Source organism: Pseudomonas sp. UBA6315, from assembly GCF_002438125.1.
Taxonomy (GTDB): Bacteria; Pseudomonadota; Gammaproteobacteria; order Pseudomonadales; family Pseudomonadaceae; genus Aquipseudomonas; species Aquipseudomonas faucium.
The window spans coordinates 1-20,419 of the sequence record NZ_DJTF01000193.1 but is presented as its reverse complement, the minus strand read 5'-3'; the positions used below and the strand labels follow the sequence as shown (position 1 = coordinate 20,419).

General features: G+C 64.5%; 14 protein-coding genes. 6 read left to right on the top strand and 8 right to left on the bottom strand.

What is annotated here, in order from left to right:
* Window positions 1–380: 380 nt before the first annotated feature.
* The gene (locus B3E94_RS23660; RefSeq protein ID WP_176511307.1) at window positions 381–635 is read left to right on the top strand and encodes a DUF2790 domain-containing protein; all 255 of its coding nucleotides are present in this window, start codon (window positions 381–383) and stop codon (window positions 633–635) included.
* Between the two features lie 42 nt (window positions 636–677).
* Here the strand turns inward: B3E94_RS23660 and B3E94_RS23655 are convergent, their stop codons facing one another.
* The gene (locus B3E94_RS23655; RefSeq protein WP_176511308.1) at window positions 678–2,237 is read right to left on the bottom strand and encodes a sigma-54-dependent transcriptional regulator; all 1,560 of its coding nucleotides are present in this window, start codon (window positions 2,235–2,237) and stop codon (window positions 678–680) included.
* A gap of 255 nt (window positions 2,238–2,492) precedes the next feature.
* On the opposite strand from B3E94_RS23655, the gene phhA reads away from it, so the two are divergent.
* The 4 genes from phhA (at window position 2,493) to B3E94_RS23635 (ending at window position 9,653) form a co-directional block, all read left to right on the top strand.
* The gene (phhA, locus tag B3E94_RS23650; protein ID WP_176511309.1) at window positions 2,493–3,281 is read left to right on the top strand and encodes a phenylalanine 4-monooxygenase; all 789 of its coding nucleotides are present in this window, start codon (window positions 2,493–2,495) and stop codon (window positions 3,279–3,281) included.
* Window positions 3,282–3,317: 36 nt separating this feature from the next.
* The gene (locus B3E94_RS23645; protein WP_176511310.1) at window positions 3,318–3,674 is read left to right on the top strand and encodes a 4a-hydroxytetrahydrobiopterin dehydratase; all 357 of its coding nucleotides are present in this window, start codon (window positions 3,318–3,320) and stop codon (window positions 3,672–3,674) included.
* Window positions 3,675–4,153: 479 nt separating this feature from the next.
* The gene (locus B3E94_RS23640) at window positions 4,154–8,353 is read left to right on the top strand and encodes a deaminase domain-containing protein (RefSeq protein ID WP_286915447.1); all 4,200 of its coding nucleotides are present in this window, start codon (window positions 4,154–4,156) and stop codon (window positions 8,351–8,353) included.
* A 97-nt stretch (window positions 8,354–8,450) separates the two neighbouring features.
* Window positions 8,451–9,653, top strand: coding sequence for an MFS transporter (locus B3E94_RS23635; RefSeq protein ID WP_286915445.1), 1,203 nt, complete (start codon window positions 8,451–8,453; stop codon window positions 9,651–9,653).
* Between the two features lie 123 nt (window positions 9,654–9,776).
* Here the strand turns inward: B3E94_RS23635 and ydiJ are convergent, their stop codons facing one another.
* Window positions 9,777–12,797 (bottom strand): D-2-hydroxyglutarate dehydrogenase YdiJ, encoded by a 3,021-nt coding sequence (ydiJ, locus tag B3E94_RS23630; RefSeq protein WP_286915443.1) that lies wholly within the window; start codon window positions 12,795–12,797, stop codon window positions 9,777–9,779.
* A 152-nt stretch (window positions 12,798–12,949) separates the two neighbouring features.
* Between ydiJ and B3E94_RS23625 the strand changes: the two genes are divergently transcribed.
* A complete protein-coding gene (locus B3E94_RS23625; RefSeq protein ID WP_176511314.1) occupies window positions 12,950–13,834 on the top strand; it encodes a LysR substrate-binding domain-containing protein in 885 nt (294 codons plus the stop codon).
* 130 nt (window positions 13,835–13,964) lie between these two features.
* Here the strand turns inward: B3E94_RS23625 and B3E94_RS23620 are convergent, their stop codons facing one another.
* From B3E94_RS23620 to B3E94_RS23595, 6 genes are all read right to left on the bottom strand, one after another.
* On the bottom strand, window positions 13,965–15,383 hold the full coding sequence (locus tag B3E94_RS23620; RefSeq protein ID WP_176511315.1) for an amino acid permease: 1,419 nt from the start codon (window positions 15,381–15,383) through the stop codon (window positions 13,965–13,967).
* Between the two features lie 650 nt (window positions 15,384–16,033).
* Entirely contained in the window at window positions 16,034–17,101 is a 1,068-nt protein-coding gene (rluB, locus tag B3E94_RS23615; protein ID WP_236238406.1) for a 23S rRNA pseudouridine(2605) synthase RluB, read from the bottom strand.
* A 266-nt stretch (window positions 17,102–17,367) separates the two neighbouring features.
* Window positions 17,368–18,114: an SMC-Scp complex subunit ScpB gene (gene scpB / locus B3E94_RS23610; protein WP_176511317.1), complete on the bottom strand. Its 747-nt coding sequence runs from the start codon at window positions 18,112–18,114 to the stop codon at window positions 17,368–17,370.
* The gene (locus B3E94_RS23605) at window positions 18,101–18,826 is read right to left on the bottom strand and encodes a segregation and condensation protein A (protein WP_286915448.1); all 726 of its coding nucleotides are present in this window, start codon (window positions 18,824–18,826) and stop codon (window positions 18,101–18,103) included. The genes scpB and B3E94_RS23605 overlap by 14 nt, the downstream gene beginning before the upstream one ends.
* Window positions 18,827–18,951: 125 nt before the next feature.
* Window positions 18,952–19,581: an L-threonylcarbamoyladenylate synthase gene (locus B3E94_RS23600; RefSeq protein WP_286915441.1), complete on the bottom strand. Its 630-nt coding sequence runs from the start codon at window positions 19,579–19,581 to the stop codon at window positions 18,952–18,954.
* Between the two features lie 13 nt (window positions 19,582–19,594).
* Window positions 19,595–20,419, bottom strand: an 825-nt coding sequence (locus B3E94_RS23595) for a PHP domain-containing protein (protein WP_286915440.1), incomplete at its 5' end; no start/stop codon positions are given.

The following is a 20,419-nucleotide window of genomic DNA, read 5'->3' as shown; positions in this document are numbered from 1 at the left end:
GTTTGTAACTGTACCAGAGCGGCAAAAGCCATTCGACGATGGTAGTAGCGAGGGCGGGAAATTTTTCCGGGCTTCGAGGCGAGGGCTCTAGCCCGCGGCCGGCGGCCCGGCGAGGGAAAAATGAAGGCAAGCTTGCCAAGGGATTGTTACAGATTCTGTCAAAAGGCGACAAAACTTTATCAAAACACTATCTGTTTCCCTTAGTTACCGAGGCATAAGATTCACCTCGCCAGCAACGGCAAGGCGATTAACTACTGGTAACAGCCCCCACGAAGGCAAACGTTAATCCCTCTCTAATCCCGATAGTTGAAAACTTGGCAGTACTCGCGGCGCCACAAGCGCCGCGTGCCCCCTCACGACCTTAGACAGGTAAATAGAAAATGAAAGCTTTACTGGCATTGGTACTTGGCGGTCTTTGCAGCGCGGCGATCGCCGGCGAGGCAAACGATGTCGAGCAGATTCCGGTTGAACAGTACAGTTACTCGCAGCACCTGGACATCGCTCGGGTCATCTCCATGAGCGAAGTGCCAAACGTCTGCGAAGTCGTGCCCGCCCGCATGACCTATGAAGACTCCAATGGGCAGAAGCACATTCTTGAATACCGCGTGATGGGCAACGGCTGCTCCAACGGCTGAGTTCTGTTGATCAAGGGGCCTGCGGGCCCCTTCGCTGTTAGTTCATTCGCCCGACTTGCCCAGGGAATAATCCCGCAACTTATTGGCAATGGTCGTGTGTGAAACACCCAATCTTTTTCCCAATGCCCGGCTACTTGGGTATTCCCCCATCAAACTTTCCAACACCGCCTTCTCGAAACGCCCGACAATTTGCGAAAGGTCCCCATCCAGGGAAAACTCGCCCAACGGTTGGCGCACGCCATAATCCGGCAAACGGATATGTTCGCTCTTCACCACCCCGCCCTCACATAGCGATACGGCCTGGAACAATACGTTTTCCAGTTGCCGCACGTTGCCTGGCCAATGGTAATGCGCCAGCTTGTCCATCGCCGCCGGCGCCAGGCGCGGCATGGCGCAGCCGATCTGGCGGCTGGCCTGGTCGAGAAAGTGCTGCACCAACCCTTCGAGCCCGTCCATGCACTCGCGCAGCGGCGGGATATGCAGCGACAGCACATTGAGCCGGTGATACAGGTCCTGGCGAAACTCGCCGCGGGCGCACAGCTCCGAGAGGTCGACCTGGGTGGCGCAGATCACACGCACATCGAGGTACACCTCTTCATCGCTGCCTACACGGCGAAAGCACCCATCCTGCAGAAAACGCAGCAGCTTCACCTGCAGGCGCGGGCTCATTTCCCCAACCCCATCGAGGAACAAGGTACCGCCCGCCGTCAGTTCCAGCAGCCCCAGCTTGCCCTCGGCGCGCGCCCCCTCGAAGGCCCCGGGACCATAACCGAACAGTTCGGTCTCGGCCATCGACTCCGGCAGGCCGGCGCAGTTGAGCGCCATCAGCGGCGCCTGCCCGCGCGGGCTGGCCAGGTGGCAGGCGCGGGCCAGCAACTCCTTGCCGGTACCGGTTTCGCCCTCGATCAGCAGGGGTGCATCCAGTGGCGCCATGCGCCGCGCCTCGCGCACCACCGCCGCCATTACCCGCGAACTCTGGAAGATGCTGTCGAAGCCGCGCAGCTCCTGCTTGCGCACGTTGTAGATGCGCTCACCGATGCGGTCGGCGCGGTGCAGGGTGAGCACGGCGCCGGCCAGGGCCTCGCTGTCGTCGTGCTCGGACTGCAGCGGCGCGATATCGGCCAGGAACACATCGCCCTTGACCTTGATGCGCAGGCCGTTGATCCGCGACTTGTTGGCCCGCACCAGCTCCGGCAGGTCGAAATCCTCCACATAGCGCGCCAAGGGCATGCCCGGCACTTCATCCACCCGCACGCCCAGTAACTGCGCCGCCGTGCGGTTGGCGGCGACGATGCTGCCGCCCATGTCCACCGACAGCACCGGGAAATCCAACGCCCCCAGCAACGCATTGAGCTCCATGTGCCGCCGCTCGCTGGGCATCAGCCCGACACGCTTGACCCCGAACACCCCGGCGATGGACTCGAACTTCGGCCGCAGCGCCTGGAACTGCAGGTTGATGAGGTTCGGGCAATGCAGGTAGATGGCATTGCCGTGGTCACCCCCCACCTCGCCGCGCAGCACGTTGATGCCGTACTCCACCAACAGGTTGAGGATGTCGCGAAGGATGCCGATGCGGTTCTGGCAGTGCACTTTGATACGCATGAACGCTCTCGAAACGGCGAAGTTTTTCAACCCCGCACGAAAAATCCGTAAAGATAAGCTGACAAAAACACTGCCTTCATCAGCTTCATGTGCCGAATTTTCCGACATGCCGGCACTTTTGTAAAATTATCGTTACGAACGAGAGCGCAGTGGCCAGCCGCCAACCCCCGCCCACCCCGTGCAATTGATCGGATTGCGGGATATTCCTGATGCATGTCGTGGACATAACAAGAATGCCCTCACCAGGAGAGCCACATGAAACAGACGCAATACGTGGCACGCGAGCCCGATGCGCACGGTTTTATCGACTACCCGCAGCAAGAGCATGCGGTGTGGAACACGCTGATCACCCGCCAGCTCAAAGTCATCGAGGGCCGCGCCTGCCAGGAGTACCTGGACGGCATCGACCAGCTCAAGCTGCCCCATGACCGCATCCCGCAACTGGGCGAGGTCAACAAGGTGCTGGGCGCCACCACCGGCTGGCAGGTTGCCCGGGTTCCGGCACTGATCCCCTTCCAGACCTTCTTCGAATTGCTGGCCAGCAAACGCTTCCCGGTCGCCACCTTCATCCGCACCCCGGAAGAACTGGACTACCTGCAGGAACCGGACATCTTCCACGAGATCTTCGGCCACTGCCCGCTGCTGACCAACCCTTGGTTCGCCGAATTCACCCACACCTACGGCAAGCTCGGCCTGGCCGCGACCAAGGAGCAGCGCGTGTACCTGGCGCGGCTGTACTGGATGACCATCGAGTTCGGCCTGATGGAAACCCCACAAGGTCGCAAGATCTACGGCGGCGGCATCCTCTCCTCGCCCAAGGAGACCGTCTACAGTCTGTCTGGCGAACCGGAGCACCAGGCCTTCGACCCGATCGAAGCCATGCGCACGCCCTATCGCATCGACATCCTGCAGCCGCTGTACTTCGTGCTGCCGAACCTCAAGCGCCTGTTCGACCTGGCCCACGAAGACATCATGGGCATGGTCCAGCAAGCCATGCAGCTGGGGCTGCACGCGCCGAAGTTTCCACCCAAGCAGGCTGCCTGAGCCCTCCCCATAACAACTCGAACCGGATAAGTACCCATGAATGCCTTGAACCAAGCCCATTGCGAAGCCTGCCGCGCCGATGCACCGAAAGTCACCGACGACGAGCTGGCCGAGCTGATCCGCGAGATCCCGGACTGGAACATCGAAGTACGCGACGGCCACATGGAGCTGGAGCGCGTGTTCAAGTTCAAGAACTTCAAGCATGCCCTGGACTTTACCAATGCCGTGGGCGAAATCGCTGAAGCCGAAGGCCACCACCCGGGCCTGCTGACCGAGTGGGGCAAGGTCACCGTGACCTGGTGGAGCCACTCGATCAAGGGCCTGCACCGCAACGATTTCATCATGTGCGCGCGCACCGACAAGGTTGCCGAGAAGGCCGAAGGCCGCAAGTAACCATCAGTGAAATCGCAAAAGGGGCCGTACATCGGCCCCTTTTTCATTGGGGAAATGGCCGGTATCCGCCCGCAAAACCGACAAGCGACCGGGAAAAAATACAAACTGTCATCCAGACTTGTGTATCCTGCCCCAGCTTTTTGAAGCTCGAACCGCGCCTGGCGCAGACTTTTCACTCACACTTGCGAGGAACGACGAGATGCATGAAATCCCGAATCTTCCCTTCCCAAGCCTGAACCCCGAAGAGCCAACCGTTGCCGCTCACTCCGAACCGACGCCTGCCGTCGAGGATGGCGACGATCAATCCAGCGCTGACCAGGAATAACCGCGCAATCCCGTCGGCTGTGTGAAAACGGCTGACCCGCGGGCAACCGCCGTCATCACGTTTTCACACCGTCTTGCCCTGTCCCTACCCCGCTAACACCTCGCGCTCGCCACCGGTACGCACATTGACGGCCCCTTTCAAAGGAGCCAACGCCATGTCACCGGAAACCCCGAACGATGACCTGCCTGCGCTGATCGATGCGCTCGACACCCAAAGCCTGGTGCTGCACAGCGAGCTCTCAGGCCCGCACGACCTCAAGACCTCCCTCAACCTGCACCTGGACCGGGCTTTCGATTTCCCCGCGCTGTACCCCTCCGATCTCGATGACCAAGCCATTCGCGCCTCTTTCGCCCTCGCCTTCGCAAGCCCCGGCCCCAAGGCCTATGTCAATGCCGCCTTGCAGCGCTCGGCGCAGGCGCCGGTGAGCGATAGCCAATGCGCCCACTTCTACGCGACCCTGGCCGAAAAACTGCTGACTGCTGCCGACCCACGTGCTCGTTGGGCGCCGACGGCAGCGCCTTACAGCATCAGCAGCCTCGCCCAATCGCTGTGGGCAGACCAGCAATGCCTGGTACGTCGCGATGCGTTCATCGTTGCCGCATTGCTCGCCTACGCAGAGCTGCCCACCCACCCAACACCCCCCAGGCCTGCTTCGCCGGCCTTGCAACTGGAGGGTTACCTGGACCTGCCCGCCATTGCGCAGCACCTCCTCTCGCCCGCCCCCCGCACGAGCCTGGCGCGCAAACTTTTCGCTACGCTGCAGACCGACGTCCACGCCAACAGCCGGCGATACCGAGCGCCCACCGCAAAGGAACGCAAGGCCGGCCACTTGCCCAACGAGTACGGCAAGGCTTGGCTGCCAGGGCCGTCGCTGCAGGGTTCGCCGGCGCAAGTGCTTGATGCGCTGCTTCACTCCAGCGCCTTCGATGACTGGGCCCTGAGCCTGGGGGCAACCCTGCAGTGGCCCGCCCACGGCACGCCCGAACCACGCCACCTGGCCCTGGCCGAGCAGGCACTGCTGGAGGTGATCTATCCGCCACAGACGCGACGGCCGGGCTGTCTCCTGGATTTCGAGCTGTTCAGCCAGGACAACGCCTCCACACCCGCCGCCGACATCCGCCACGACCTGGTCAACAGCGTACAGGCGAGCCTCGCCTGCACCACTGCTGACGCGCAGCTTGCCAGCGAGCTGCTGATGCGCCGGCTCGCCCCCGAGCTGCTGCTCGACGACTGGCCAGCCGATTACCGCCATGAACCCGACCTGCTGTGGACCCAATTGCGCCAGGGCGCCTGGGTGTTGCTGGCGAGCGGTGATCCGCTGACCTTCAGCCACGCGCTGGCCGCCGGCACGCGCCCAAGCGTGGCGGATGACCCGCTCACCAACGAAGCCCTGCACGACACGTTGGTCGAGTGGGCGCAGGTCAAGCAGCACATCGATCACCCCGCGCCCTGGTCCGCCGCGCAATGGCGCCGCATCCACGATCACTACCTGACGGCCTGGAACCTCGATGCGCTGCGCACCCTCCCCGACCGCGTCGCCCAGGCGCGCTGGCAATTGGAGCAGGCCGGCCTCGACCCAGACGGGCGCAACAACGACCAGCAACTGCACCTGGAAGCCTACCTGGACCATGGCGAGAATTACGCCCAACGCACCCTGCCAGACATGAACACCTGGTACGAAAGCGCGTTCGACGCCTGGCAGAAAACGGCCACCGCAGCCTACGAAAAAACCTTCCAGTGTTGCCTCGGCCAGCTCGACCCTGAGCTGATGCAGCGCCTGCACGATGAGCCCTGGACCTGCCATGCCGTGGCCTGGCCTCGATACTGCGGCCCCGTGCAAGGGGGGATTCCCGGCTACGGCGACAGCGCAGAAACCGAATGGCGCTTCGAAGTGGCCACGAAGGGGCTGCTCATCCTGCTTCCCGGCCCCGTGAACGACACGTTGCTGACACTGTTCCCAGAGCAACTGCAATGGACCACACGCGAAGTCGACACCCGCTATCGCCACCATCTGACCGACACCCTCGAGCTGAACTACAGCCAGTTCCATGACACGCCACTGCCCTGGGATGTCGCCAACTTCCCGCGCCTGCAGTCGCCCCTGCAAGCCCCGGCCGAACAGCGGGTAGCGGCGCTTGCCAGGCACTATCCCGAGGCCATCGCGCTCAGCGACCGGCAAGCCCTGCACGCAGTGGGCAAAGGCGCCACGCGCCTGGAACTGCACCAGGCCAGGCAACACCAGGAAAGCCTGGGCCGCTACCTGTGGAAACTGCTCAAGAACAACGTGCCCGGGCTTGGCTGCTTCGATGTGCGCAGTGGCCAGCAAGCGCTGGCCTGCGGCCTGGACGCGTTGTTCCTGCTGGGCAGCGCGATCAGGGTGGGCGGCCGGCTGCTGCGCCCGCTGGTGGCGCTGCACGGCGCCGAGCAGCAAGCCGCCAACGCCAGCCGTGAGGGCATCGTGAACATCGCCAGGCGCTGGTCTGGCTCTTTGCCCGAGGCACTGCTGGAGCGGGCGCCTGGGCCGCGCAGATGGCACAGTGCGCCGGAGCTGCCGAGTTCCCGGCGCTGGTTCGACGAAATGGCCATCCACGAACAGATCGTGCCCGGGCAGACACCGCCCACCATCAGCGTCAGCTCCGCCAGCGATGACGGCAATCGCCTGGTCTGGGCTGGTATCGAAGAGCCGGTGAGCATCCATCGAAGCGCCGATGAGATCGATGCATTGATTAACGGTTGCGTGTACCGATTGCACCCGATCTCGCAACCTGGAGTAGCCAACCGCCTATCCCACGCCAGCCTGGTCACCGCCCCAGCGCCAACGATTGAGACGATCAGCCCGAACAGGCACAGGCTCATCTTCAACCCGCCCGCGATCGAATCGCACACCCCCGTGTTCGGCCAGCAGGTAAGTCGCGCTTTCCTCACCCGTCGTATCGAGCCTTTCGTCGTGCGCGTGCGCGGCAACGACAACCGTAGTTATTGGTCTTCCCTGATGGTGCGTGATGGCAAGATTCTGCATTTGAAGAGAGGCAAAGTACTCAAGCAGGTCACCGCCGACGAAGCCGCCATCAACTACTTGCTTGCAGACAGTCAGCCGTCCTACCACAGACGCATCATGGTCGAACCCAGTGGCGAGCTCTGGTTCGGCCTGCCGGACGATATGCCACTGGATCAGGTGACACTCATTACCAGCCACTGCCCACCGATACGGCTTGGCGGCCTCGCCCGCGGCATCGCCGATAGGCGCACGCTCAGGGGCGCGGTGATCGAGTGGCGCGGCGAACAATGGTTGATGGTCGAGGCCGACACCCTGGCAATCTACGGCGCGCCCTACCAGCCCTGGAAATGGCAAAGCAACCAACTCAAGGCCATGGCCGAAGGACGCCCGCGCTCGGACCTTGCAACAGCACCCCACTCCGAACGCAGGCGGCTTCAGCGGATCACCGACCAAGACGCGATCGAAAGCTACCTGGAGGTCAGCGAGTCTTACCGAATCGTCGCCACCCACGCCAACCTTCAGCAGGACATCGACAACGTGGCGCAACTGCTGCGGGACTGGATTCGCTACGACAATACCCTTGAGCCGCTCAACAAATCCCCTTACATCAAGCTGCTCGAAGACCTGCAGGAGCAGTCGCTGACCGAATATGCCCAGAACATCCTCACTCGGTTGCAGCCGCAACGCGCGCTCACCGGCCTCACCGGCCTGCAGCGCTCAGGCGTGGTCGGGCTGAACAAGCACATCATCCCGGATTGGTTGCAACTGGCCGAGGTCGATGAGGTGCTGGGCCAGCACATCGTCGGTGTGCTCAATCGCCTGCTGCCTGCCCAAGGCGGCAAAACAGCCTTCACTTCGACAACCCTGGCCGAACTGCTCACAGAACAGGGGGCCACGACGTTGCGTGAGCACCTGGGTGGCGCAAACCTGGCCTTCGCCATGGTGCAGATGCACGACGGCATCCGCAGGGTCTACTACTCGCTCTCCGGTGGCAGAAGGCACCAACTGACGATCCCATTGCCCGGCCCCAATGAACAGCCGCCCGTCACCTTCATCGATGCGCGCGCCTACATGAATGACAGGGCACCAGACCTGCGCTTAAGCCAACTGCCAGTGTTGCGCCGCAGCGATCAACTGGTTGAGCGCTCCCACCCTCGCACGCTGGACTCGGAACGCTTGATTGCCTCTACCCTCAACGACCAACTACTGACACAGAGCGAGCACGTCCAGTACATCCATGTGTTCACCCTGTTCGACACCTGCCGCTCCTGCGGCGGCTATGTACTGCCGCGCTTGCGCCTGGACTACCCCAGCGCCGATTTCGGCGTGACCTGGCTGCTGCCTTACGCCGATTGACCACCCGGGCCTGGGCGGGCCGTGAAAGCTTCATCCCATGGCCCGACCATGCCCGCTATCATGTCGGGCATCATGCGTCAGCGGTCATGGCCCCTCTATGCCACAGCATTCCCCCTCCTCACTTGCAACCACCTTGCAGGTCGTTTCCATCGTCCTGTTCACCTTCATCGGCTACCTGAACATCGGCATCCCCCTGGCCGTGCTGCCTGGCTATGTGCACAACGACCTGGGCTTCAGCACCGTGGTCGCAGGCCTGGTCATCAGCGTGCAGTACCTGGCGACCCTGCTCAGCCGCCCTACCGCCAGCCGCATCATCGACAACCTGGGGAGCAAGAAGGCCGTCATGTACGGCCTGTTCGGCTGCGGCCTGAGCGGCGTGTTCATGCTGGCCTGCGCCTTCCTCACCCACCTGCCCTGGGCAAGCCTGGCCTGCCTGCTGCTGGGCCGGCTGGTGCTGGGCAGTGCCGAGAGCCTGGTGGGTGCCGGCTCGATTGGCTGGGGTATCGGCCGGGTGGGTGCCGACAACACCGCCAAGGTCATTTCCTGGAACGGCATCGCCAGCTATGGCGCCCTGGCCGCCGGCGCGCCACTGGGCGTGCTGATGGTCAAGAGCCTGGGGCTGTGGAGCATGGGCGCGAGCATCATCGGGCTGGGCGCCATCGGCCTGCTGCTGGCCTGGCCGAAACGCGCCGCGCCGATCGTCAGCGGTGTGCGCCTGTCGTTCCTGCGGGTACTGGGCAAGGTCTTCCCGCATGGTTCGGGGCTGGCCCTGGGTTCGATCGGCTTCGGCACCATCGCCACCTTCATCACCCTGTACTACGCCAGCCGCGGCTGGAGCAACGCGGCTCTGACCCTGAGCCTGTTCGGCGCCAGCTTCATCAGTGCGCGGTTGCTGTTCGGCAACCTGATCAACCGCATTGGCGGCTTTCGCGTGGCAATCGCCTGCCTGTCGGTGGAAACCCTGGGGCTGCTGATGCTGTGGCTGGCACCCAGCGCGCACATGGCGCTGGCGGGGGCGGCGCTGAGCGGGTTCGGTTTCTCGCTGGTGTTCCCGGCGCTGGGCGTGGAGGCGGTGAACCAGGTGTCGGCGGCCAACCGCGGGGCGGCGGTGGGGGCCTATTCGCTGTTCGTCGATTTGTCGCTGGGGATTACCGGGCCGCTGGTGGGTGCGGTGGCGTCGGGGTTCGGCTTTGCTTCGATGTTTCTGTTTGCAGCGGCGGCGGCGTGTTGCGGGCTGGTGTTGAGCCTGTACCTGTACCGGCAGGCGCGGCGGGCCCGGGAAGGCCTGCACAAGGCTTGACCCTGTAGCGCCGCTACCGGCCTCTTCGCGGGGCAAGCCCGCTCCCACAGGTTCACCACTGATCTTTAGCGAGGTGCAGTACCTGTGGGAGCGGGCTTGCCCCGCGAAGAGGCCCGTGCAGATCTAACGCTGGGCGTACTGCAACACCACTTCCAGCGGGTGGCGCATCTGCCGCTCGGTCATGCGCTTGACCTGGCTGCGGCACGAGTAGCCGGTCGCCAGTGGCTCACCTTCCTTGTCCAGCTTGGTCGCCCACGACTGCTCGAAGATGGTCCGCGAGGTGCCCTGGTTGCGCGCCTCGTGGCCATAGGTACCGGACATGCCGCAGCAGCCGGTGGCCTCGGTCACAAGCTTGAGCCCCAGGCGGGCGAACACCTGCTCCCATTGCTTGGTGCTGGCCGGCACGTTGGTCTTCTCGGTGCAGTGCGCCATCAGGCGGAAATTGCCCGGCGCGGTCGGCGCCTGCTCGGGCAGCACGTTCATCAACCATTCCTGCGGCAGCAGCACCGCCGGGCAGCCGTCCAGCCCCGGCACTTTCTGGTACTCCTGGCGATAGACCAGGGTCATCGCCGGGTCCAGGCCCACCAGCGGCACGCCGCAGTCGGCCAGGGCCTTGAGCTGGGTGGCGTTGCGGATGGCGGCCTTGGCGAAGGCGCCGAGGAAGCCCTGCACGTGCAGCGGCTTGCCATTGGCACTGTAGGGCGCCAGGAACACCCGGTGGCCCAGGCGGTGGGCCAGCTCGATGAACGCGGCCAGCAGCGGCGTCTCGAAATAGCGGGTAAAGGCATCCTGCACCAGCACGATGCTGCGCTCGCGCTGGGCCGGCGTCAGTTCGCGCAGCGCCGGCACGCTGGCCACGCCGACCCGGCAGCGGGTCAGGGTGGACTGGAAGTTGAAGCGGCTGATCAGCGGGCTGTCGACCATGCCGACCTTGTCCGCCAGCAGCTTGCCCACCCATTTCGAGCCCACCACCGCGTTGTACAGGCCCGGCGCATGGGCCAGGTACGGGATGGTGAACTCCAGCGAGCCGATCAGGTAGTCACGCAGCGGGCGCTGGTAGCGGCCGTGGTACAGCTCGAGGAAGCGCGAGCGGAAGTCCGGCACGTTGACCTTGATCGGGCACTGCCCGGCGCACGACTTGCACGCCAGGCAGCCGGCCATGGCGTCGTACACCTCGTGGGAGAAGTCTTCCTGCCCCTGGCTGCGGGCGCGGTTGTTGCGCAGCCGCGCCGGCAGCCCCTTGAGCCACGACACCTTGTTGCGCGCCGCAGCCAGCACGTCGATGTTGGCCTCGCCCTGCAGGCGCAGCCATTCGCGCATCAGCGAGGCGCGGCCCTTGGGTGAATGCTGGCGTTCGCGGGTGGCCTTCCACGACGGGCACATGGCGTCGTTGGGGTCGTAGTTGTAGCAGGCGCCGTTGCCGTTGCAGTGCACGGCGCTGGGGAAGTCCTGCCACACCCGCTCGTCGATGGTGCGGTCGAGGTCGCCGCGCAGGGTCACGCCATCGACCTTGGTCAGGCCTTCGGCACTGCCCGGCGGGGTGCAGATCTTGCCGGGGTTGAGCTGGTTGTGCGGGTCGAAGGCGCCTTTGAGGCGCTGCAGTGCGGGGTACAGCTCGCCGAAGTATTCCGGCACATATTCCGAACGCAGGCCCTTGCCATGCTCGCCCCACAGCAGCCCGCCGTAGCTTTTGGTCAGCGCCGCCACGGCGTCGGAGATCGGCTTGACCAGCGCGGCCTGGGCCGGGTCTTTCATGTCCAGCGCCGGGCGCACGTGCAGCACGCCGGCATCGACATGGCCGAACATGCCATAGGCCAGGCCATGGCTGTCGAGCAGCGCACGGAAGTCGGCGATGTAGTCGGCCAGTTTCTCCGGCGGCACGGCAGTGTCTTCGACGAACGGCTGCGGGCGCACTTCGCCCTCGACGTTGCCGAGCAGGCCCACTGAGCGCTTGCGCATGGTGTATACGCGGGTCACCGCCTCGGCGCCTTCTGCCAGGGTATGGCCCAGGCGTTCGACGCTGGCATCACGCTGCAGGTGCTCGACGAAGGCCTCGACCCGGGCATTGACCTCGGCCGGCTCGTCGCCACAGAACTCCACCAGGTTGATGCCCAGGGTCTGGCGCTCGGGGTCGGCCGGGAAATATTCGGCGACGCTGTGCCAGACAATGTCTTTCATCGCCAGCATCAGCACCTTGGAGTCCACCGTCTCGATCGACAGCGGCTTGTGCGCCATCAGCGCATTGGCATCGCGCAGGGCGTCCATGAAGCTTGCGTAGCGCACGTTCACCAGCACGGCGTACTTGGGAATCGGCAGCACATTGAGCTTGGCTTCCACCACGTAGCCCAGCGAGCCTTCGGCACCGCACAGCACGCTGTTGAGGTTGAAGCGGCCCTGCTCGTCGCGCAGGTGCGCCAGGTCATAGCCGGTCAGGCACCGATTGAGCTTGGGGAAGGTGGTTTCGATCAGCTCGGCCTGTGTTTCCTGGATTTCCCGGGCCATGCGGTACACCTCGCCGACCCGGCCGGCGTCGGCGCAAGCCTGGTCCAGCGCGGCGTCGTCGATCGCCAGGCTGTGCAGGCGCTCACCGCCCAGCAGCACGCTGTGCAGCTCGAGCACGTGGTCGCGGGTCTTGCCATAGGTGCAGCTGCCCTGGCCGCTGGCGTCGGTGTTGATCATGCCGCCGACGGTGGCGCGGTTGGAGGTGGAAAGCTCAGGGGCGAAGAACAGCCCGTGGGGCTTGAGCGCGGCGTTGAGCTGGTCCTTGACGGTGCCGGCCTCGACCCGCACCCAACGTTCCTCGACGTTGATTTCGAGGATCTTGTTCATGTGCCGCGACAGGTCGACGACGATGCCGTCGGTCAGCGACTGGCCGTTGGTGCCGGTACCACCGCCACGCGGGGTCAGCTTGACCTCGCGAAAACGCGCCTCGGCCATCAGCGTGGCGACCTTCGCCACGTCGTCGGCGTCCAGCGGGAACACGGCGGCCTGGGGCAGGCGCTGGTAGATCGAGTTGTCGGTGGCCAACACCGTGCGGGTGCCGTAGTCGGCACTGATCTGGCCACGGAAGCCGCTGCTGCGCAGGGCTTCGAGGAATTCGGGGTAAGCGGCGGTCGGCGCAAGGGTCGGCAGCTGGGCGATCATCGAAGGATGGCCTCTTGATATGGGCTAATTCACGGGAATCCTGTCATTCCGGCATATGTCGATGCAGGCACGGATGACGTATAGGCCAATGTTCCTGTAGTTTCGCGCCAGGGGCAAACGGATAATCCTGCCGCTATCGATGACTTTTGTGAATGAATTACCGCCACCTGACACCGTCCATGTCGTTGCTGCTGGCTTTCGAGGCCGCCGCCCGGCATGAAAGCTATACCCGCGCCGCCGCGGAACTGTCGCTGACCCAGAGCGCGGTCAGCCGCCAGGTGCAGGCGCTGGAGCAGCAACTGGGCCTGACCCTGTTCCGCCGCGAAGGCCGCCAGGTGCAGTTGACCGATGTCGGCCGGCTGTACCAGCGCGAGCTCAGCGAAGCCCTGGGGCGCATCCGCAGCGCCACGCTGCAGGCCCTGGCCTACCAGTCCGGCGTCGGCACCCTGCGCCTGGCCACCTTGCCCACCTTCGGCTCCAAGTGGCTGCTGCCGCGCCTGCATGCGTTCTACAGTGCCCACCCAGGGATGCTGGTGCACATTCATTCACGTATCGAAGCCATCAACTTCGATACCAGCGAGATCGACGCCGCCATCGGCGTGGCCAGCCATGACCTGCCAGGGTTGATCTGCCATCGCCTGCATGCCGAGGAACTGGTGGTGATCCTGCCGCCCCAGGCCAGCCTCGACGCCCATGGCTGGGCACCGGCACGGATCAGTGAAGAGGTACTGCTCAACGTCGCCAACAACCCCCATGCCTGGGGCGAATGGTTCTCGCACCATGGCCTGGCGCACCGCTCGATGCGCCTGGGGCCGAGCTTCGAGCTCACCTCGCACCTGATCCAGGCGGTGCGCGCCGGGATCGGCATCGGGCTGGTGCCGCGCATTCTGGTGGAGGAAGAGCTGGCCAAGGGCGAGCTGTTCAGCCCCGGGGCGGCGTTCGCCAGCCAGCGCAGTTATTACCTGATCTATCCGCCGAGGAACGAGGCGCTGCCTTCGCTGCGGGCGTTTCGCAGCTGGTTGCTGGAACAGATCTGACAGTGTTTGCCCGTACCGGCCCTATCGCCGGCAAGCCGGCTCCTACAGGGACTGCGCTGTACCCGTGCAGGCAACAAAAAACCCGATGCCAGTCTCCTGACATCGGGTTTTGACTTACCCTGCGCAGCCCTTACTTGGCCACGCTACCGGCAGCCCCATTGCCCTGCGACTGGCGCTTGCTCTTGAGCATGTAGGCCAGCAGCATGGCCAGCAGCCACACCGGAATCGCATACACCGACACCTGGATACCCGGAATCATCAGCATGATGCCCAGGATCAGCACCACGAAGGCCAACACCAGGTAGTTGCCATACGGGTACCACAGCGCCTTGAACAGCGGCTTCTGGCCGGTGCGGTCGAGGTGCTGGCGGAACTTCAGGTGCGAGTAGCTGATCATCGCCCAGTTGATCACCAGGGTGGCGACCACCAGCGACATCAGCAGCTCCAGCGCATTCTGCGGCATCAGGTAGTTGAGCAGCACGGCGATCAGGGTCACCGCCGCCGACACCAGGATCGAACGCACCGGCACACCGCGCTTGTCGACCTTGGCCAGCGCCGCCGGGGCATCACCCTGCTCGGCCATGCCCAGCAGCATGCGCGCATTGCAGTAGGTGCCGCTGTTGTACACCGACAGCGCCGCGGTCAGTACCACGAAGTTCAGCAGGTTGGCCGCCACGTCGCTGCCCAGCAGCGAGAACACCTGGACGAACGGGCTGCTGCCATAGCTGCCGCCGGAGGCGTCGATGCTGGCGACCAGGCTGTCCCATGGGGTCAGCGACAGCAGCACCACCAGGGCGCCGACATAGAAGATCAGGATGCGGTATATGACCTGGTTGATCGCCTTGGGGATCACGGTCTTCGGCTTGTCGGCCTCGGCGGCGGTGAAGCCGAGCATTTCCAGGCCACCGAAGGAGAACATGATGAAGGCCAAGGCCATCACCAGGCCGCTGACACCATGCGGGAAGAAGCCGCCGTGGGCCCACAGGTTGGTGATCGAGGCTTCCGGGCCGCCGCTGCCGCTGGTCAGCAGGTAGGCACCCAGGCCGATCATGCCGACGATGGCGGCAACCTTGATGATGGCGAACCAGAACTCGGCCTCACCGAAGAACTTCACGTTCATCAGGTTGATGGCGTTGATCAGCAGGAAGAAGCCTGCCGCGGTAACCCAGGTGGGGATCTCCGGCCACCAGTAATGGACGTACTTGCCAACCGCCGAAAGCTCCGACATGCCCACCAGGATGTACAGCACCCAGCAGTTCCAGCCCGACAGGAAGCCGGCGAAACCGCCCCAGTACTTGTGGGCAAAGTGGCTGAACGAGCCGGCCACCGGCTCTTCGACGATCATCTCGCCGAGCTGGCGCATGATCATGAAGGCGATGAAGCCGCAGATGGCGTAGCCAAGGATCATCGACGGGCCGGCGGATTTCATCACGCCTGCCGAGCCGAGGAACAGGCCGGTACCAATCGCACCACCCAAGGCGATCAACTGGATGTGGCGGTTCTTCAGGCCCCGCTTGAGCTCGCCTGAATGCATGTTTTGTCCACTCATGAACGAAGTCACCTGCATTGTTTTTATCTGTGACGGAATCGGACCCACCGCGCTCGTGGCGCAGCGGAATGGGCAAGGTGGTTACCTTGGGTTTCTTGCCAGCGGCGCCGCCTGGGCGGATCAACCGGGGGTGAGCAAGAGTGCGCGGTACGCAAAAGGGTCACAGGTAAAACGCGGCGCACTGTATACCCCTGCGAGCGCGCAGGCGTCAACGCGTTGCGTCAATTCCCGGGGGAAAAACGCAGCGATCCTGTGGTGGGAGCCTGGAAAGGCGGAGTGATCGGCGTACATGGCGCCTCCATTTGTTGTTCTGTCTGCCCGGCTCTGTGGACGGGCTTTTGCACATGGCAATAGTGGCTATAACAGCCTGGGGACGGGGGTTTGGGCAATAGGGGAGCGGCTGTGAACGACACCCTTTGAAGGCAAGCGCGGCAAGTTCTGTTTACACAAAATCAGCCTGGCCAGAAAAATCTGGCGAATTCGTACAATTTTCTTTACAGGGCGGTTTGAAAACTTGCCAGTCGTCAGAAAATTCTTTTTTCTTCAATATCTTGGGCCGCGTGGCGGGCAATCGTCGGCAAGCCGGCTCCCACACGGCAGGCACAAAAAAGCCAGCCCGAAGGCTGGCTTTTCATCACTGCCAGAGCCGATCAGCCACGCGGCTTGCCGCGACCGCGGCCGGCTGGCTTGTCACCCTCAGGCTTGGATGGGCGCTTGCGCATGTCGCTCGGGCGCTCGGCCACAGCGCTGCCACGGCTCTTGCGCGGCGCTTCTTCACGCGGCTGGCGTGCCGGGCGCTCGGCAGCGGCAGCACCGCCCTCGTGCGCCGGGCGCAGGTTGCGCACGCGCTCGCCACGGCCCATTGGCCGGCTCGACTTGCGCTGCAGGCGCTCCATCTTGTCCTTGGCCTTGAGGTTCATGGCCGGCAGCGCCACTGGCTGCAGGCCCACTTCGGCGGCGAGGATGTCGATTTCGCCCTGGCTCATTTCGCGCCAGCGGCCCATCGGCAGGTCGGAGTTGAGGAACACCGGGCCAAAGCGCACGCGCTTCAGGCGGCTGACCACCAGGCCCTGGGATTCCCACAGGCGACGCACTTCGCGGTTACGGCCTTCCATCACCACGCAGTGGTACCAGTGGTTGAACCCTTCGCCACCAGGCGCCTTCTGGATGTCGGTGAACTTGGCCGGGCCGTCTTCGAGCATCACGCCCGCCTTCAGGCGTTCGATCATCTCGTCGTCGACCTCGCCACGCACACGCACCGCGTACTCGCGGTCCATCTCGTAGGACGGGTGCATCAGGCGGTTGGCCAGTTCACCGTCGGTGGTGAACAGCAGCAGGCCGGTGGTGTTGATGTCGAGGCGGCCGATGTTGATCCAGCGGCCCTCTTTCGGGCGCGGCAGGCGATCGAACACGGTCGGGCGGCCTTCCGGGTCGTCACGGGTGCAGATCTCGCCATCGGGCTTGTTGTACATGATCACCCGGCGGGTGGCCTCGGCGGCTTCCTCGCGCTTGATCAGCTTGCCGTCGACGGCGATGGCGTCATGCAGGTCGACGCGCTGGCCGAGGGTGGCCGCGACGCCGTTGACCTTGATGCGGCCCTGGCTGATCCAGGCTTCGACGTCACGGCGCGAACCCACGCCGATGCGCGCCAGCACTTTCTGCAGCTTTTCGCCGGCTGGCGGGGTGATTTCGGTATTTTGCAGGTCTTGCTCACTCATCTGGGCACCTCCCGGTGTAAGAATGAAAAATCGGGTTTCTGGCGACGGATGCGCCAAAAGGCCGCGCATCATACGCGGTTCGGTGAGGGAACGCACTGCAGGGTAGTGGGTTTCGTGGGGGGTGGCGGTTATTTCTGCCCGGTGGTTGCGGTTGCCTGTACTGGCGCTATCGCCGGCAAGCCGGCTCCCACAGGGGTGATCACAGCTGGCGAACCCTGTGCTTTACCTGTGGGAGCCGGCTTGCCGGCGATAGCGCCAGTGCAAATTCAGGGCTGGGGATTGGGCTCATCTTCGCGCAAATCATCGAAGTCGGTCTTCAGCCCCTCTTCCATGGCGTCCAGTTCCACCAGCAAACTGCGGAAGCTGGTCTCCTCCTTCGGCTCGCCAACCTCCTCCTCATCCGCCAGGCTGGCATCGGCCAACGCCTGCAGGTGCGCCGGCACCGGGGCATCATCGGGGTCGAGCAGCGGCGCAGGTTCCATCTCCCGCAGTTCGGCCAGGGCCGGCAGCTCGTCCAGGCTCTTGAGGTTAAAGTGGTCGAGAAACGCCTTGGTGGTGGCGAACATCGCCGGCCGGCCCGGCACCTCGCGGTAGCCGACCACGCGGATCCACTCGCGCTCGATCAGGGTCTTGATGATGTTGCTGTTGACCGCCACCCCGCGCACATCCTCGATCTCGCCGCGGGTGATCGGCTGGCGGTAGGCGATCAAGGCCATGGTCTCCAGCAGTGCACGGGAATAACGCTGCGGGCGCTCCTCCCACAGGCGGCCCACCCAGGGGGCGTAGTCCTCGCGAATCTGCAGGCGGTAGCCGCTGGCCACTTCCTTTAGCTCGAAGGCACGGCCAGCGCAGGACTTGCCCAGCACTTCCAGGGCCTTCTTGAACACCTTCGGCTCAGGGCGCTCGGCCTCTTCGAGCAGCTCGTACAGGCGCTCAAGGGACTGCGGTTTGCCCGAGGCGAGCAGAAACGCCTCGATCAGCGACGCCAGGTCGCGGGGGTCATTCAGGTTCATCGGTTTCTTCGACAGACTCGGCGCGCAGCCGCACATGGATCGGCGCAAAAGGCTCATTCTGCACCAGTTCGATCAGCGACTCCTTGACCAGCTCGAGAATCGCCATGAAGGTCACCACCACGCCCAGCTTGCCTTCCTCGGCGCCGAACAGCTCGACGAAGGGCACGAAAGCGCCGCCTTTCAGGCGCTCCAGCACATCACCCATGCGCTCGCGGGTCGACAGCGTCTCGCGGGTGATCTGGTGGCTTTCGAACAGGTCGTTGCGGCGCATGACCTCGGCCATGGACACCAGCAATTCCTCCAGGCTGACCTGCGGCAGCAGCTTGCGCACCTTGGCCTGGGGCGCCTCCAGGCGCGGCACGACCACATCCCGGCCAACCCGCGGCAGCTCGTCGATGCCCTCGGCGGCCGACTTGAACCGCTCGTATTCCTGCAGCCGGCGGATCAGCTCGGCGCGCGGGTCGCCCTCCTCCTCCTCGACCTCGGCCGAGCGCGGCAGCAGCATGCGCGACTTGATCTCGGCCAGCATCGCGGCCATCACCAGGTACTCGGCGGCCAACTCCAGGCGCACGCTCTTCATCAGCTCGACGTAGCCCATGTACTGGCGGGTGATTTCCGCCACGGGGATGTCGAGGATGTCGATGTTCTGCTTGCGGATCAGGTACAGCAGCAGGTCCAGCGGGCCTTCGAACGCTTCGAGGATGACTTCCAGGGCATCCGGCGGGATGTACAGGTCCACCGGCATTTCGGTCAGCGCTTCGCCGTAGACCAGCGCCAACTGCAACTGCTGCGGCGCTTCGGCCTGCTCGGCCGGCGCCTCGGGCGCTGCCACCTGGTTCACGCGTTGACCAGGAAGGGCGTGGGGTCGCCGCAACCCTCACGGATCAGCTCGGGCTCGTCGCCGGACAGGTCGATGATGGTGGAGGCCTTGAGGTCGCCGAAGCCACCGTCGATGACCAGGTCCACATGGTGCTCCAGGCGCTCGCGAATCTCGTAGGGGTCGGTCATCGGTTCGTTGTCACCCGGCAGGATCAGGCTCACGCTCATCAGCGGCTCGCCAAGCTCGGCCAGCAGCGCCAGGGTGATGGCGTGGTCCGGCACGCGCAGGCCGACGGTGCGGCGCTTTTCGTGCAGCAACAGGCGCGGCACCTCGCGGGTGCCGTTGAGAATGAAGGTGTAAGGGCCGGGCACATGGGCCTTGAGCAGGCGGAAGATGCCGGTGTCGACCTTGGCATACAGGCCCAGCTGCGACATGTCGCAGCACATCAGGGTGAAGTTGTGGGTCTTGTCCAGCCCGCGCAGGCGCCGCACCCGCTCGATCGCCGCCTTGTCGCCGATCTGGCAACCCAGGGCGTAGGCCGAGTCGGTGGGGTACACCACCACACCGCCCTTGCGGATGATCTCCACCGCCTGGCGGATCAGCCGCTGCTGCGGGTTCTCCGGATGAATCTGGAAAAATTGGCTCACGTAGTCGTCCTGTTCATACCGCCAAAGGCTGTTCATGGCTGAATCGGCGCCACAGAGGTGGCAGGTCCTCGGGCAATGGCCGGTAGGCACCGATCTCGCCCCAGGTGCCGGGGCCGTGGAAATCGCTGCCAGCGCTTGCCAGCAGGCCGAACTCACGGGTGAGGATGGACATGGTGCCCACCTGCTCGGCCGGCATCATCCCGTTGACCACTTCAAGCGCCTGCCCGCCTGCCTGAATATAGTCGGCAATCAGCCGCCTGCGCTTGCTGCGCGTCAGTTCGTAGTGCATGGGATGGGCCAGGCTCACCCAGGCATTGGACTGGCGCAGGGTGGCAACGGTTTCTTCGAGGGTCGGCCAGTGCAGCTTGACGTCGCCGAGCTTGCCCGCCCCCAGCCACTTGCGAAAGGCTTCGCCGCGGTCCTTGACGTGCCCGGCACGCACCAGGTACTCGGCAAAATGCGGCCGCGCCGGGGCGTTGCCGCTGTCGCCCAGCTCCTGCTGCACGGCGCGCGCGCCTTCGAGGGTCGCCGGCATGCCCTTGGCAGCCAGCCGCCTGTCGATTTCTTCGGCGCGCAGCCAGCGGCCACGGTGCAAGGCCTCGATGGCCTCGGCCAGCGGCGCGGCGTCGAGTGGGAAGTCGTAGCCCAGCACATGGATGGTTGCGCCGCCCCAGGTGCACGACAGCTCCACCCCACTGACCCAGCGCATGCCGCGCTCGGCACAGGCCTGGCGCGCCTCTGGCAGGCCTTCGAGGGTGTCGTGGTCGGTCAGGGCCAAGGTCTGCACCCCGTGCTCATGGGCCCGGGCGACCAGGACCGTGGGCGACAGGGCGCCGTC

Bases quoted from the DNA above. Each gene is read 5' to 3' on its own strand.
- phhA (WP_176511309.1), top strand. From the start codon at position 2,493: ATGAAACAGACGCAATACGTGGCACGCGAGCCCGATGCGCACGGTTTT.
- B3E94_RS23635 (WP_286915445.1), top strand. From the start codon at position 8,451: ATGCCACAGCATTCCCCCTCCTCACTTGCAACCACCTTGCAGGTCGTT.
- scpB (WP_176511317.1), bottom strand. From the start codon at position 18,114: ATGAACCTGAATGACCCCCGCGACCTGGCGTCGCTGATCGAGGCGTTT.
- B3E94_RS23645 (WP_176511310.1), top strand. From the start codon at position 3,318: ATGAATGCCTTGAACCAAGCCCATTGCGAAGCCTGCCGCGCCGATGCA.
- B3E94_RS23625 (WP_176511314.1), top strand. From the start codon at position 12,950: ATGAATTACCGCCACCTGACACCGTCCATGTCGTTGCTGCTGGCTTTC.
- rluB (WP_236238406.1), bottom strand. From the start codon at position 17,101: ATGAGTGAGCAAGACCTGCAAAATACCGAAATCACCCCGCCAGCCGGC.
- B3E94_RS23640 (WP_286915447.1), top strand. From the start codon at position 4,154: ATGTCACCGGAAACCCCGAACGATGACCTGCCTGCGCTGATCGATGCG.
- B3E94_RS23660 (WP_176511307.1), top strand. From the start codon at position 381: ATGAAAGCTTTACTGGCATTGGTACTTGGCGGTCTTTGCAGCGCGGCG.
- ydiJ (WP_286915443.1), bottom strand. From the start codon at position 12,797: ATGATCGCCCAGCTGCCGACCCTTGCGCCGACCGCCGCTTACCCCGAA.
- B3E94_RS23620 (WP_176511315.1), bottom strand. From the start codon at position 15,383: ATGAGTGGACAAAACATGCATTCAGGCGAGCTCAAGCGGGGCCTGAAG.
- B3E94_RS23655 (WP_176511308.1), bottom strand. From the start codon at position 2,237: ATGCGTATCAAAGTGCACTGCCAGAACCGCATCGGCATCCTTCGCGAC.